Origin of the sequence: Massilia niabensis, assembly GCF_042655085.1 — a bacterium.
Taxonomy (GTDB): Bacteria; Pseudomonadota; Gammaproteobacteria; order Burkholderiales; family Burkholderiaceae_D; genus Telluria; species Telluria niabensis.
This window is the reverse complement of record NZ_JBHSMU010000005.1, coordinates 88,956-103,432: the sequence shown is the minus strand read 5'-3', so window position 1 is coordinate 103,432 and position 14,477 is coordinate 88,956. Positions and strand designations below refer to the sequence as shown.

Here is a 14,477-nt window from a genome sequence, read left to right as displayed (position 1 = left end):
ACCGGCAAAAAGTGAAGGCTCGCGGATAGCCGGGGCCAATTCAATCGTCTTGTTGCGCGTTTCTCATTTTCATCCATTTTGCTTGAGGAAATCCCAGCGCCGGCAGTCTTAGTGTTAACGGGACAGCAAAGTCCCGACACAAACAGACGATGGAGACAGCATGAAATTTTCCACAGGGATGGGCGCAATGGGCGCCTTGTATCTCGCGCTCGCCGCGCCGGCCGCACCGGCGTTTGGCGCGGTCATCGGCACCAATACCCCCGCACCGGAAGTGAGCGCAGCGCGCCTGGCCGAACTGCCCGTCGCACAACGCGCCGCGTGGGCCCAATACATTGCGCGCTCGTACAAGCAGCATATATTCGACCGCGCTACCCTGGCGGCCGAGTTGAAGCTTGGCGAGCCGGCGCCCCGCGCGCCAGTCGCCGGCAGCGGCAAGATGCCGCTCGACAAGGACGCCGCATGGTACGGCTCGCCCCAGGCGCGCGCCATCGCCGACACCATCGTCAGCTACCAGACACCTTCCGGCGGCTGGAGCAAGAACCAGGACCGCACCGCGCCTCCCCGCCTGCGGGGTCAGCGCTTCGGCAACGATGCCGAGACGATGGAGGTGAACACCACCAATTTCGACGCGCCGAAAGACCGCTTCTGGACCTATATCGGCACCCTGGACAATGGCGCGACGACCACCGAGATGCGCTTCCTGGCGCGCGTGCAGGCGCAATTGCCGGGCAAGGAAGGCGACGCCTACCGTGCCAGCATCGCCAAGGGGATCCATTACCTCCTGATGGCGCAATATCCGAACGGCGGCTGGCCGCAGATCTATCCGCTGCAGGGCGGTTACCACGACGGGGTCACCTTCAACGACAACGTCGTCGCCGAGGCCGCCATGATCCTCGAAGATATCGCCGAGGGCCACGCCGACTTCGCCTTCGTGCCGAAAGCACTGCGCCAGCAGGCCGGCGCCGCCAGCGAGCGCGCCATCCGGCCGATCCTCGACTCGCAGGTCGTCGTGGACGGCAAGAAAACCATCTGGCCGCAGCAAGTCGACGCCCTGACCCTCAGGCCCATCTCGGCACGCAACTACGAGATGCGCTCGCTGGCGAGCGCCGAAAGCGCCGAGGTGCTGATGTTCCTGATGCGCCAGCCCAAGCAGACGCCCGAGATCCGGGCCGCGGTCGACGCCGGCATCAGCTGGCTCAAGGCCCACGCCATCTACGACAAGGCGTTCACGAAAGTGAACGACGAGGAAGGCCGCAAGCTGGTCGACAAGCCGGGCGCAGGCCCGATCTGGTCGCGCAACTACGATATCCAGACAGGCAAACCCATCTTCGGCGACCGCGACAAGTCGATCCACGACGATGTCAACTATATCTCGAAGGGGCGCCGCAACGGCTATTCCTGGTACAACTCGGCGCCGCAGAAGGCGATCAACGCCTATGCGCAGTGGATAGCCAGGGCCGGAGCGGCCGGGAGCGAACGTCTTTCGGACAAGCGGCCATGAGCATGCGCCCCACCCGCCTGTCGCTCGCCCTGTCCGTCCTGTTGGCGACATCGCTGCCCGCCTTCGCCGCTGACGCGCTCCTGAAACCCGGCCCGGCCGCGCCGGTGGCCGGCATCGAGGCGAGCTGGCTGACCCCGCCGGCGCGGCCAGCGACCAGCTTCGCACCGGACCGCCTGCCGGCGCGCGCGGCCGTCCTGCCAATGCTCGACTATGTCGCCGCCGCCCAGATCGCGGACATGAGCCGCCACCCGATCCAGTTGTCGACCGGTTCCAACCTGGCCGAAATCTCGTCCAACTGGGTCGCCGCCACCTTTTATGTCGGCGCGGCGCGTCTTGCCCGCGTTTCCAGCAACCAGGACATCCTGCGCTTCCTCACCGCCACGGCCGAGCACTACAACTACGCCCTGCGTGGTGCGCGTGCCGAGCGCCTGCTGCTCAATGCCGACGAGCTGGCCATCGGCGACCTGTACCAGGAGCTGTATGCCAGGCGCGGCCAGCGCGGCGTGATCATGCCGCTGCAGCAGCGGCTCGACTTCATGCTGCCGCACCTGAACCGTTCGCAGGAAACCCCGGCCCTGGTCTGGTGGTGGTGCGACGCCCTGTTCATGGCCCCGCCGGTCCTGGCGCGCCACGCCAGCCTGACGGGCAATCCCGCCTACCTGCGCGCCATGGACAGGGAATGGCGCCGCACCGCCGCCCGCCTGTGGGTCGAGCAGGACCGCCTGTTCCTGCGCGACGAGCGTTTCAAGGACGGCAGCCACCTCGGCGCGGGCGGCAAGCCGATCTACTGGGCACGCGGCAACGGCTGGGTGATGGGCGGCCTGGCGCGCACCCTGGAGGCGATGACCGCCAACTTCGAGGGCCGCAGCTTCTATACCGGCATCTTCACGAAGATGGCCAGCCGCGTCGTCGAACTGCAGCAGCCCGACGGCCTGTGGCGCAGCGACCTGAACGACCCGAAGAGCTTCCCCGAACCCGAAACTTCCGGCTCCGGCTTCTTCGTCTACGCGCTGGCCTGGGGCATCAACCACGGCCTGCTGGACCGCCAGACCTACCTGCCGGCCGTCACGAAAGGCTGGGCGGCCCTGAATCGCCACGTCCTGCCGAACGGCCTGGTCGGCGCGGCGCAGAAGACCGGCGACCGCCCGGTGCCGACCCGGCTGGACGATGTCGGCCCCTACGCCACCGGCGCCTACCTGCTGGCCGGCCTGGAAGTGATGGACCTGAACGGGCCGGTGCAGGCCCTGCCCGACGCGCCGCTCGCGCGCGACGACGAGGCCACCATCCTCGCCACAACGCCCCAGCCGATCGCGCCGAAAACCGTGGTCGGCGACGCGGAAAAAGCGCGTCGCGAGCAGGAGATGCGCGCGACCCGCGCCCTCGCCTACGACCCGGACACCCTGCAACAGGCTCCAAGGAACACGAAATGAAGCAAGCAAGCCGCCGCACCATACTGAAAAGCGTCCTGGGCGCCTCCGCCCTCTTCCCATTGGTGATGTCGTCCGCACAGGCCCAGACGCCAGCGCCGGACGCGCCGCCAGCCCGGACGGGGCCGCTGCCGAAGGACTGGATCGACCCGAAGACCGGCCGCCGCATCGTGCGCGTGTCGGATGAAGCCGGCTCGGGCGTGCTGTATTTCTACCGCCACGCCTATACGCCCGAGGGCGATATCATGGTCATCAAGTCGCCTTCGGGCATTGCCAGCGTGCGCCTGAAGGACTGGAAGACGACCCTGCTGGTGCCGGGCCGGGAGAGCGACCTCCTGTTCATGCTGCGCACCGCGCGCGAGGCGGTGTATTCGGTGACCGACCCCGGGCCGGGAGAAGCGCGGGACCGCCCGAAAACCATCTACGCCGTCCACGTCGACACGAAAAAGGTACGCAAGCTGGCGCGCATCGCGGCGGGCGGCATCACCGCCTCGAATGCCGACGACAGCCTGCTGCTGGGAGAGGTCGCCTATGGCGCCAAGCCGCTGCAGCCGAAGGACGCGGCCAGCGTCGCGAAATTCGGCAAGGACGAATACGCGGCCCTCGGCCCGGACGGCAAGCCGCTCAACTTCGCCAAGGCCAAGGGCGTGCGCATGCTGGAACGCTGGGCCGCGCGCGTGCCGGCCGAACTGTTCACCATCGATCTCAAAAGCGGCGCGCGCAAGGTCCTGCACCAGACCGAGGAATGGATCGGCCATGCCCAGTTTTCGCCGACCGACCCGAACCTGATCCGCTTCTGCATGGAAGGCCCATGGCACCGCGTCGACCGCATCAAACTGATCAAGGCCGACGGCACAGGCCTGCAAAGCGTCCATACCCGCACCATGAACTTCGAGATCTGGGGCCACGAGTTCTTCGGCCATGACGGCAAGTGGCTGTGGTACGACCTGCAGACCCCGCGCGGCCAGGTGTTCTGGGTCGCGGGGCTGGAACTGGCTACCGGAAAGCGCGTGTGGAAGCGCCTGGAGGCCAACGACTGGGGCGTGCACTTCAACATCGCCCCGGACAACCAGACCTTCGCCAGCGACGGCGGCGACGCCGACATGGTGGCGCACGCCCCGGACGGCAAGTGGATCTCGCTGCTGCAGGGAGAAACCATCGTCGACGCCGACCTGGCGTCCTACGACGACAAGCTCATCACGATCGAAAAGTTCAGGTCGACGCGGCTGGTCGACATGTCGGCGCACGACTACCGGCTCGAGCCCAACCTGCGCTTCACGCCGGACGGCAAGTGGCTGGTCTTCGCTTCCAACATGCACGGGGTGAATCACGTGTATGCGGTCGAGGCCCATGCGCCGGCGAAAACCGCTGCCATCTGAACCATAAAAATACAGGAGACGACATGGCACGAGTAATGAAGACAAGGCAGGCGGCACCCGTGCGCCTGCGCCAGATCGCACTGGGCGCGGCCGCCCTGGTAGCGCTCACGCAGGCACATGCGCAGGCACAGGCCCAGGCGCAGCCAGACAGCACGGCGGTCGCCGCCGAAAACGTCGTCGTCGTCAAGGGTTTCCGCGAGAGCCTGAACAATGCGCTGAACATCAAGAAGAACTCGGACGGCATCATCGACGTCATCAAGGCCGAGGACATTTCCAAGTTCCCGGACGCCAACCTGGCCGAATCGATGCAGCGCGTGCCCGGCGTGTCGGTGGCCCAGGGCGACGGCGGCGAAGGCAAGCAGATCACCGTGCGCGGCCTGAACGCCGGCTTTACGCGCGTGCGCATCAACGGCATCGAGAGCACCACGGCCACCGGCGCCTCCGACATCAACGGCAGCACCAACCGCGGCCGCGCCTTCGATTTCAGCGTCTTCTCGGCCGAACTGTTCAACAGCCTGGCGGTCCGAAAAACCTCGGAGGCCAGTGTGGAAGAAGGTTCGCTCGGCGCCACCGTCGACCTGCGCACCGCCCGCCCCTTCGACTTCAAGGGCCGCACCGCCAGCATCGGCGCCGAGGGGCTGTACAACACGGTCTCCGAAAAGGCGCAGCCACGCCTGACCGGCCTGTATTCGAACCGCTGGGATACACCGATCGGCAAGGTCGGCGCGCTGGTGTCGCTGGCCTACGCCAAACGCAGCGCCATCGAGGAAGGCTACGAGGCGGTGGACATCGTCGCCGCCTCGGTCAACGGCGGCTTCTGTTCGCCGATCGGCGCCGCCACCCAATACCCGCTGAATAACGCAGTCAAGGGCATCGATGCGCGCAACTGCGGCTTCGGCGTGCCGCGCTCGGGCGACCTGGGCGCCTACAACGACGTGATCGGCCGCAGGGACGATTTCGGCGGCACGGTGGCCAGCCCGCTGGCCGGCTCGGGTTCCTTCCACCCGCGCATTCCGCGCTACCGCCGCTCGCAGACCGAGTACGAACGCGCCGGCATCACCAGCACCCTGCAGTGGCGCCCCGACCGCGCCACCGAGTTCAACCTCGACCTGATGGGCGGGCGCTACAGCAACGAGCGCTACGACAACTACATCCAGGCGATTTCCTTCGGGCGCGACATGGTCGAAAACGGCAAGGGCCAGACCTCGATCGTGGAGGCGCGTTTCGACGACAAGGGCAGCTGGACCTACGGCAAATTCAACGGCGTCGACGTGCGCAGCGAAGCCCTGGTGGACGTGTACAGCACCCTGTTCAAGCAGGCGGTGCTGTCGGGCCGGCGCGACATCACCGATCGCCTGGCGGTCGACACGATGTTCGGCATATCCGATTCGCGCCTGAAGAACCCGCGCCGCACCACGGTCCAGATCGACGCGCCGAACGTGAATGGCTTCTCGTGGCAGGACGCGAAGAACGGCCTGCCAACCCTGAACTTCGGCATGGACGTGTCCAATCCAAACAACTTCTCGTTCGGCCCGCAGGACGCGGACGGCACCGTGCACGGCAACTTCGTCGGCCGCACCCTGGTCACCTCGAACCGGCTCAAGACCAGTGCCGTCAACGTCAGCTACCAGCTGAACGACAATTTCACCGTCCGCAGCGGCCTGTCCGTGCGCCGCAACAGCTGGTTCAACTATGAGGCGCCCTCCGGCGGCATCCCGACCAAGGGGCTGCCTGCCGGGACCAGCCTGGCCAGCCTGACCCGCCAGATCCCCGGCTTCGGCAGTTCCCCGTCGTCCTGGGCGGCGGTCGACATGGACAAGTTCCTCGCCGTCTACAACGTCGAGTGCCACTGCGCCGACATACCGCTGTCGGAATACGTGCTCGCCAACCAGGTCAAGCGCCAGGTCGACGAGAGCATCGATGCCCTCTACCTGTCCGGCGACTTCAAGCTCAATGCATGGGGCATACCGCTGCGCGGGAATGTGGGCGTGCGCGGGGCCGACACCAAAACCACGGCCATGCAGCTGATCCGCGACCCGGCCGGCCAGCTGGTGCCGCGCGTGGTCGAGCACTCCTACCGCGACTGGCTGCCGGCCCTGAACGTGACGGCGACGCTGCCGAAGGACCTGCTGGTACGCTTCTCGGCCGGCAAGACCCTGTCGCGCGCGGAATACGTGGATCTGTCACCTTCGGCCTCGATCAACGTGACCAACCAGTCGGTCTCCATCGGCAACCCCACGCTCGACCCGATCCGCGCCAACACCTTCGACCTGCAGGCCGAATGGTATTACGCGAAGAACGCGATGATCTCGGCGGGCTTCTTCCACAAGGACATCAAGACCTTCATCCAGCGCACCAACGAGCTGGCGTCGTATGCCGAGACCGGCCTGTCGAACGCTTACCTGACCTCGACGGGCTGCTCGATCACGGGCGGCACCCCGGCGTGCCAGATCCAGCCGGGCACCCAGGTCAGCGTCAGCCAGATGGTCAATACGGAGGGCGGCCCGCTCGACGGCTTCGAGTTCAACTGGCAGACGCCGTTCAGCTTCCTGCCTGGCGCATGGAGCAATTTCGGCGCGCTGGCCAACTACACCCACGTGAAGTCGCGCATCACCTACATCACGCGGGTGGACAACCCACGCACGCCGGCCAATGAACAGCTCACCCAGGAAGCCAACTTCATCGGCCTGTCGCCCGACGCCTACAACCTGACGGTGTATTACGAGGACAAGCAGTTCAGCGCCCGCGTGTCGGCCACCCACCGCTCCAGCTTCATCCGCGACGTGCTGCGCAACGCCAACGGCAGCGACCACTCGTTCGCGGTGCCATCGACCCGGGTCGGATTGTCGATGTCCTACAACGTGTCGCCACAACTGCGCGTGTCCTTCGAAGCGCAGAACCTGACAAACGAGCCGCTGCGCTACGGCAAGGACACCGAGCGCGACGACACCCTGCTCTTCGGGCAATCCGGCCGCACCTACGTGCTGGGGGCAAGCTACAAGTTCTGAGCCTCCGGCCTTTCCGAACACTACGTTGTCATCACGTAGTCTCCTTTGGTGCGTTCTTCGGGACGCACTTTTTTTTCTTAGAACAGCTCGAGGTTCGGCGATGCTTGCGCCGCCTTGCGCGATGCGGCAGGCGCCGGCCGGTCGCGCATGCGCGCCGCCGGATAATGGGCCAGGTAGCTGCGCGCCAGCTCGATGTCGGTGCAGGCGAGCCAGTCGTCCACCTGGTCGCGCGGCAGGATCACGAGCGAGCGCTTTTCATCCTCAGGCTTGTGCATGCGCCGCATCAGCGGATGCTCGTCCGCGTTAATGGTGATCTGGGTGAACGATGATTGGATAGTGCCGTGCGCATCCGGCCAGTCGCGCCATAGCCCGGCCACGAAAAACAGCGACTCGTCCGCCATGCCGATCGCATGGCGCACGGCGCGCCCGGTCTCGTAACAGGGTTCGTAGAACCAGGCCATCGGCACCGCGCACAGCTGCAGACGGCGCCAGGCGGGCGCGAAGGAGCGCCGTTCTCCGAGCGATTCGGCGCGCGCGTTCATGGTGTCGAAGGGCTTGATCTCGGGCGGGATCTGGCGCCGCGGCACCATGCCGTAGCTGGCCAGGCAGGCCTGCGGCCGGCCGCCAGGGCCCGCGCGCAGGATCGGGGCGGCATAATCCTTCCAGGTTTCTTCCGGCCAGCGCCAGTCGGCCGGCAGGTCGCTGAAGGCGCCGAGCGTGCCGAACTGCTCAGGCGTAGGGGGACGGTAATTGACGCACATGGGTCGAATGGTTCAGGACGATGCCCCGCCGCCGGGTTTTTACTCCGCCGCGTCGAGGAAGAAAATGGCGTAGGCCCTGGCCGGCGCCTGTTCGGTCGGTTTTTCCACCTGCAGCTGGGCGCAGTCTTCCGCGACCAGGCTGCGCCAGTTGCGCACGCCCGCGTTGGCGAACATCGGATTGGCCTTGGCGCCGAGACTGATGTCCAGCGCCAGCCGGGCATTGCGCGGTCCGGCCTTGTCATAGCTGACGCCCCGCAGTTCGATCCCGAACGCGGTCAGCCATGGCTCCCACAGGCCCGATTCGTTGCCCTGCACAATGCGGCCCAGCATGTCGTTCAGCGACACGCCTTTCTTGACCACGCCGCGCAGCAATTCCAGCGAGGGCGCAAAGCGCGCGTCCGTGCCCTGCTTGCCCGCGCCGCGTTCAGCGATCGCCTTCAACTCTTTCGAGAACGTCGCGTCGCGCTCGGTGTAATCGCGCACTCGGTCGTAGAAGCCGCCGTCGAGGAAGGGGTTCTCTGGCCGGCCGGCGGGCGCGCCCGCTGGTTTGCCCGCGGAAGGCTGCTTTTTGTTTGTCATGGCTTGTTGAAACGTCGCTTTCTTAAAACTTCGCTTATTTTGAAACTTCGCTTAGTTGAAACTCCGGTACGAGGACCGGAGTTTAGCACTGTATCGGTGCGATCGATTACGGGGCCAGCCGATGCGCCGCCGCGCTCGGGAAATCATGCCGACAGCATTGACGCCGTAAATATCAGCGTAATGACCAATCGTGCACGCGAAACAATGTAAGATTGTCATTAAAATAGGCCGAGATGAACGAACCATATGATGTTTGACCATAAAACCATTGCTGCGCTGATGCAAGGCGACCATGGCGACCCGTTTTCCGTCCTCGGCATGCATTCCCAGGATGGCGAATTGGTGGTGCGCGCCCTGTTGCCCGGCGCCGTCGGGGTCGAGGTGATCGAAGGGGCGCGCACGGTGGCCAGCCTCGAGCGGATTGAGGGCAGCGACCTGTTTGCCGCAACCCTCCCCGGGACTCATCCCCAGCCCTTCCCTTACCGCTTGCGGGTCGACTGGGGCAGCCACCAGCAGGAGGTGGAAGACCCCTACCGCTTCGGGCCCGTCCTGGGCGAGATGGACATCTGGCTGCTGTCCGAAGGAACCCATTACCGGCCTTACGAAAAACTCGGCGCGCACCTGGCCGACATGGACGGGGTTACGGGCGTCAATTTCGCGGTATGGGCCCCGAATGCGCGGCGCGTCTCGGTCGTCGGCAGCTTCAACAACTGGGATGGGCGGCGCCACATGATGCGCCGGCGTGGCGAATCCGGCATCTGGGAGATGTTCATCCCGGGCCTCGCCGCCGGCGACCTCTACAAGTTTGAAATCAGGACCCAGGAGGGGCGTCTCCTGCTGAAGGCCGATCCTTTCGCGTTCCGCGCCGAGCTGCGGCCCGATACGGCGTCGGTGGTCGCCGGATTGATGCCGGTGTATCCGTCGACGAGCGAGCGCCGGCTTGCCAACAGCCTTGGCGCCGCGATCAGCATCTATGAAGTGCACCTCGGCTCCTGGCGCCGTGTACCGGAGCAGGGCAACCGCTGGCTGACCTACCGCGAACTCGCGGCAGAGCTGATTCCCTACGTGAAGGATCTCGGCTTTACCCACATCGAGCTGCTGCCGGTCAGCGAGCATCCTTTCGACGGCTCCTGGGGTTACCAGCCGGTCGGCCTGTATGCGCCGACCTCGCGCTTCGGCAGCCCGGAAGACTTCCGCCATTTTGTCGAAACTGCGCACGCCGCCGGCATCGGCGTCCTGCTCGACTGGGTGCCCGGCCATTTCCCGTCCGACGCCCACGGCCTGGCCAATTTCGACGGCAGCTGCCTGTACGAGCATGCGGATCCGCGCGAAGGTTTTCACCAGGACTGGAATACGCTGATCTTCAATTATGGCCGCCGCGAAGTGCTCAACTACCTGGTGGGGAATGCCCTGTACTGGATCGAGCGCTTCGGTATCGACGGCTTGCGGGTCGATGCGGTCGCCTCCATGCTGTATCGCGACTACAGCCGCAAGGAAGGCGAATGGATTCCGAACCGGTTCGGCGGCCGCGAAAACCTGGAAGCGATCGATTTTCTACGCAAGCTCAACGAAATCGTCTGCGCCGAGCGCCCCGAAGCGATCATGATCGCCGAAGAGTCGACCAGCTTCCCGCAGGTGTCGCGTCCGCTGGAGATGGGCGGCCTGGGTTTCCATTACAAGTGGAACATGGGATGGATGAACGACACCCTGAAGTACATGGGGGAAGACCCGGTCCATCGCCGCTATCACCACGACAAGATCTCCTTCGGGCTGGCCTATGCGTTCAGCGAGAATTTCATGCTGCCGCTGTCGCACGACGAAGTGGTGCATGGCAAGGGGTCCATCCTCGGGCGCATGCCGGGGGATGAATGGCAGCGCTTCGCCAATCTGCGGGCGTACTATGGTTTCATGTGGGGCCATCCCGGCAAGAAGCTGCTGTTCATGGGCTGCGAGTTCGGGCAAACCGGCGAATGGAAGGTCGAGCGCAGCCTGGACTGGCATCTGCTCGACCGCGCCCCGCACGCGGGCGTACAGCGCCTGGTGCGCGACCTGAACGCCGTCCAGTGCCACTTCCCCGCCTTGCACGAGCTGGACCTCGAAGGCCGGGGTTTCGAATGGATCACCTACGAGGACCGGGACAATTCGGTGTTCTCGTTCATCCGCAAGGCGGCCAATGGCGATACTGTGCTGGTACTGTCCAATTTCACGCCGGTGCCGCGGCATGGCTATCGCATCGGCGTGGCACAAGAGGGACGCTACCGTGAAATCATCAATACCGATGCCGCGATCTATGGCGGCAGCGGCGTCGGGAACGGCCTCCTGCAGAGCGAGACGTTCCCGGCCCACGGCCGCGCCTGCTCGCTCAGCCTGAGCGTGCCGCCGCTGGCGACGATCATGCTGGTACTGGACCATTGAACGGATGACGGGTATCAGCGAATTCAAAGCAGGATTGACCCCCGGGATGGCCTATCCACTCGGCGCGCACTGGGACGGGCGCGGGGTGAATTTCGCCCTGGTTGCGCCGCAGGCCCAGTCGGTGGACCTGTGCCTGTTCGATGTCGACGGCCTGCAGGAACTGGCGCGCTTGCCCCTGCCCGCTTGCGAGGATGGCGTCTGGCACGGCTATCTCGAGGGCGGCGTGCCCGGGCAGGTCTATGGCTACCGGGTCCACGGGCCGTATGCACCGTCGCGCGGGGACCGTTTCAACCCGAACAAGGTCCTGCTCGATCCGTACGCGCGCAGGGTGGTTGGCGAATATCGCGCACAGCCGGGTTTCCAGGACCAGCTGGCCGGCGCCGATCCGCACGCCGGGCCGAACCCGTCCGACAATGCCGCCATTGCCCTCAAGGCGCAGGTCGTGCATGAACCCTATGACTGGGGAAGCGATGTTCCGCCGCGCGTGGCGGCGGCCGACACTATCCTCTACGAACTGCATGTCAAGGGATTCACCAGACTGCATCCCGATGTGCCGCCGGCGCAGCGCGGCAGCTATGCGGGAATGGCGCACCCGGCCGTGCTCGATTACCTGCAACTGCTCGGCATCACCTCGGTCAGCCTGATGCCGGTGCACTTTCGCGCCGACGAGATGCGATTGCAGCACCTGGGCCTGTCGAATTACTGGGGGTATTCCAGCATCGGCTTCTTTGCGCCGGAAAATCGTTACTGGTCCGGTCAAGCCGGCACCACGCCGATCAGCGAGTTCCGCGACATGGTCAAGGCCCTGCATGGACGCGGCATCGAAGTGGTGCTCGACGTGGTCTACAACCATACGGCCGAAACCGACGAATACGGTCCCACGCTGAGCTTTCGCGGCATCGACAATCAACTGTATTACCACCTGCAGCCCGGCCACCCTGGACTGTATGAAAACTGGACGGGTTGCGGTAATTGCCTGAACCTTGCCGAGCCGCGCGTCTTGCAGCTGGTGATGGATTCGCTGCGCTACTGGGTACAGGAGATGCACGTCGATGGTTTCCGCTTCGACCTGGCGCCCGAACTGGCGCGCAATGCGCATGGCTTTTCCAGCAGTTCGGCTTTCCTGGCGGCGCTGCGGCAAGACCCGGTGCTGGCGGGTGTGAAACTGATCGCCGAGCCCTGGGATATCGGCCACGGCGGCTATCAGCTTGGCCGCTTTCCGCCGGGCTGGTTCGAGTGGAACGACAAATACCGCGACACGATGCGCGCCTTCTGGCTGCGCCAGGGGGAGCCACCGGGCTTGCTGGGGGAATTCGCGCGCCGCTTCGCCGCGTCGAGCGACGTATTCCAGCACTATCTGCGCCTGCCCGCCGCCAGCATCAACTTCATCGCGGCGCACGACGGCTTCACCTTGCGCGACCTGGTCAGCTATAACCACAAGCATAACGAAGCGAACGGCGAAGACAACCGCGACGGCCACCATCACAACCTGAGCTGGAACTGCGGGGTCGAAGGTCCCACCGAAGATGCCGAAGTGCTGCAGCTGCGCGCCCGCCTGCAACGCGCCATGCTGGCGACCCTGTTTTTTTCGCAAGGCACGCCGATGCTGCTGGCGGGCGACGACATGGGCCACTCCCAGCACGGCAACAACAATGCGTATTGCCAGGATAACGAATTGTCCTGGCTCGACTGGCGCCACGCCGATCATGAACTGGCCGTCTTCACCGGCCGGCTCGCTGCGCTACGGCGGCGCTACCCCGCCTTGCGCCATGCCCGCTGGTACGACGGCGCGGCACAAGCCGATGGACAGCCGGACATCCTGTGGCTGCAGCCCGGCGGCGCTCCCCTGGACGATGCCTCGTGGCGGGAGTCCGGGGCGATGGGCATCCGGCTCGGCGCCGATCCCGCCGGGGAAACCTGCCTGCTGCTGGTCAATCCACAAGCGCAGCCAACCGATTTCACCCTGCCGGAAGGCAGGTGGCAAGTCCTGATGAACACTGCCAACCCGGCCCTGCCGCACGAGGACGTGAGGGGCAGCATGGTGGTGCCGGCGCACGCCGTGTGCCTGCTGGTCGCGGTACCTGAAGAGAAGTCATCGAACGATCATAAAAAATGGGAGACAACATGATGCAATCGGAAACCGACAAGGCCATCCTTTCCCACCGCCTGCCGGAACGTGCCATCGTCCTGGTATTGGCCGGTGGCCGCGGCTCACGCCTGGAGCAACTGACGAACCGGCGCGCCAAGCCGGCGGTCTATTTCGGCGGCAAATTCCGGATTATCGATTTTGTCCTGTCGAACTGCATCAACTCGGGTTTTCGCCGGATTGGTGTCGTGACCCAGTACAAATCGCACTCCCTGCTGCGCCACCTGCAGCGCGGCTGGAGCTTCCTGCGTGGCGACGGCAACGAATTCGTCGACCTGCTGCCTGCCCAGCAGCGTGTCAATGAAGAGCATTGGTACCGCGGCACGGCAGACGCGGTGTACCAGAACATCGACATCCTGCGTTCCTACAATCCGGCGTTTGTCGTGATACTCGCGGGGGACCATATCTACAAGATGGATTACTCGCTGATGCTGCGCGACCACGTCGCCACGGGCGCCGGCTGCACCGTCGGCTGCATCGAGGTGCCGAAAGCGGAAGCCTCGGCCTTTGGCGTGATGGCGATCGATACCGAGCGCAAGGTTACCGCGTTTGTCGAAAAACCGGCCGATCCGCCGACCATGCCGGGAAAACCGGACGTCACGCTGGCGAGCATGGGGATTTATATCTTCAATGCCGAATACCTGTTCGACCTGCTCGACGAGGACGTGGCGAATTGCGAATCGAGCCATGATTTTGGCAAGGACATCATTCCCCAGGTCGTGGCCGGGGGCCGCGCGGTCGCGCACCCGTTCAGCATGTCCTGCATCCCGTCGGTGGACGGCGCCGCCGGCTACTGGCGCGATGTCGGCACCGTCGACGCCTTCTGGTCCGCCAATCTCGACCTGGCCTCGATTTCCCCGGAACTGAATATCTACGATGCCGACTGGCCGATCTGGACCCACCAGGAACAGCTGCCGCCGGCGAAATTCGTGCATGACCGCAGCGGCCAGCCCGGCATGGCCGTGAACGTGCTGGTCTCGGGCGGCTGCATCGTGTCGGGCTCGCATGTGGCGCTCTCGGTGCTGTTCTCAAATGTCCGGGTACACTCCTTCTGCCACATCGACCAGTCGGTGATCCTGCCCCATTCCGAGATCGGCGAGGGCTGCCGCCTGACCAAGGTGGTGGTCGACCGCGGCTGCAAGGTCCCGCCCGGAACCGTCATCGGCGAGGATCCCGATCTCGATGCCCAGCGATTCTTCCGTAGCGCGACCGGCGTGGTGCTGGTGACGAGCGACATGCTGCGCAAGCTCTGAAAAATAAA

The 14,477-nt window shown here is 65.1% G+C and carries 9 protein-coding genes; 7 read left to right on the top strand and 2 right to left on the bottom strand.

What is annotated here, in order from left to right; translation table 11 throughout:
- Positions 1-160 precede the first annotated feature (160 nt).
- The 4 genes from pelA to ACFPN5_RS05870 are packed head-to-tail and all read left to right on the top strand — an operon-like array spanning position 161 to position 7,315.
- Entirely contained in the window at positions 161-1,501 is a 1,341-nt protein-coding gene (gene pelA, locus ACFPN5_RS05885) for a pectate lyase (protein ID WP_379781085.1), read from the top strand.
- Complete coding sequence (locus ACFPN5_RS05880) at positions 1,498-2,931, top strand: glycoside hydrolase family 88/105 protein (protein ID WP_379781083.1); 1,434 nt, start codon at positions 1,498-1,500, stop codon at positions 2,929-2,931. Before pelA ends, ACFPN5_RS05880 begins: the two co-directional genes overlap by 4 nt.
- On the top strand, positions 2,928-4,307 hold the full coding sequence (locus ACFPN5_RS05875) for an oligogalacturonate lyase family protein (RefSeq protein WP_379781081.1): 1,380 nt from the start codon (positions 2,928-2,930) through the stop codon (positions 4,305-4,307). The genes ACFPN5_RS05880 and ACFPN5_RS05875 overlap by 4 nt, the downstream gene beginning before the upstream one ends.
- A gap of 23 nt (positions 4,308-4,330) precedes the next feature.
- Positions 4,331-7,315, top strand: coding sequence for a TonB-dependent receptor (locus tag ACFPN5_RS05870; RefSeq protein ID WP_379781079.1), 2,985 nt, complete (start codon positions 4,331-4,333; stop codon positions 7,313-7,315).
- 77 nt (positions 7,316-7,392) lie between these two features.
- Here ACFPN5_RS05870 and ACFPN5_RS05865 read toward each other — a convergent pair whose 3' ends face one another.
- A complete protein-coding gene (locus ACFPN5_RS05865; protein WP_379781077.1) occupies positions 7,393-8,076 on the bottom strand; it encodes an SOS response-associated peptidase in 684 nt (227 codons plus the stop codon).
- 39 nt (positions 8,077-8,115) lie between these two features.
- Positions 8,116-8,655: a hypothetical protein gene (locus ACFPN5_RS05860; protein WP_379781075.1), complete on the bottom strand. Its 540-nt coding sequence runs from the start codon at positions 8,653-8,655 to the stop codon at positions 8,116-8,118.
- A 249-nt stretch (positions 8,656-8,904) separates the two neighbouring features.
- On the opposite strand from ACFPN5_RS05860, the gene glgB reads away from it, so the two are divergent.
- From glgB to glgC, 3 genes are read left to right on the top strand one after another with little or no spacing between them, the layout of a single operon-like run.
- On the top strand, positions 8,905-11,070 hold the full coding sequence (gene glgB, locus ACFPN5_RS05855; RefSeq protein WP_379781136.1) for a 1,4-alpha-glucan branching protein GlgB: 2,166 nt from the start codon (positions 8,905-8,907) through the stop codon (positions 11,068-11,070).
- A 46-nt stretch (positions 11,071-11,116) separates the two neighbouring features.
- Positions 11,117-13,198, top strand: coding sequence for a glycogen debranching protein GlgX (glgX, locus tag ACFPN5_RS05850; protein ID WP_379781072.1), 2,082 nt, complete (start codon positions 11,117-11,119; stop codon positions 13,196-13,198).
- The gene (gene glgC / locus ACFPN5_RS05845) at positions 13,198-14,469 is read left to right on the top strand and encodes a glucose-1-phosphate adenylyltransferase (protein ID WP_379781134.1); all 1,272 of its coding nucleotides are present in this window, start codon (positions 13,198-13,200) and stop codon (positions 14,467-14,469) included. The genes glgX and glgC overlap by 1 nt, the downstream gene beginning before the upstream one ends.
- Positions 14,470-14,477 lie beyond the last annotated feature (8 nt).

What these genes read in the sequence shown, in the direction of transcription:
- pelA (WP_379781085.1), top strand. Translation starts at nt 161, where the DNA reads ATGAAATTTTCCACAGGGATGGGCGCAATGGGCGCCTTGTATCTCGCG.
- ACFPN5_RS05880 (WP_379781083.1), top strand. Translation starts at nt 1,498, where the DNA reads ATGAGCATGCGCCCCACCCGCCTGTCGCTCGCCCTGTCCGTCCTGTTG.
- ACFPN5_RS05875 (WP_379781081.1), top strand. Translation starts at nt 2,928, where the DNA reads ATGAAGCAAGCAAGCCGCCGCACCATACTGAAAAGCGTCCTGGGCGCC.
- ACFPN5_RS05870 (WP_379781079.1), top strand. Translation starts at nt 4,331, where the DNA reads ATGGCACGAGTAATGAAGACAAGGCAGGCGGCACCCGTGCGCCTGCGC.
- ACFPN5_RS05865 (WP_379781077.1), bottom strand. Translation starts at nt 8,076, where the DNA reads ATGTGCGTCAATTACCGTCCCCCTACGCCTGAGCAGTTCGGCACGCTC.
- ACFPN5_RS05860 (WP_379781075.1), bottom strand. Translation starts at nt 8,655, where the DNA reads ATGACAAACAAAAAGCAGCCTTCCGCGGGCAAACCAGCGGGCGCGCCC.
- glgB (WP_379781136.1), top strand. Translation starts at nt 8,905, where the DNA reads ATGTTTGACCATAAAACCATTGCTGCGCTGATGCAAGGCGACCATGGC.
- glgX (WP_379781072.1), top strand. Translation starts at nt 11,117, where the DNA reads ATGGCCTATCCACTCGGCGCGCACTGGGACGGGCGCGGGGTGAATTTC.
- glgC (WP_379781134.1), top strand. Translation starts at nt 13,198, where the DNA reads ATGCAATCGGAAACCGACAAGGCCATCCTTTCCCACCGCCTGCCGGAA.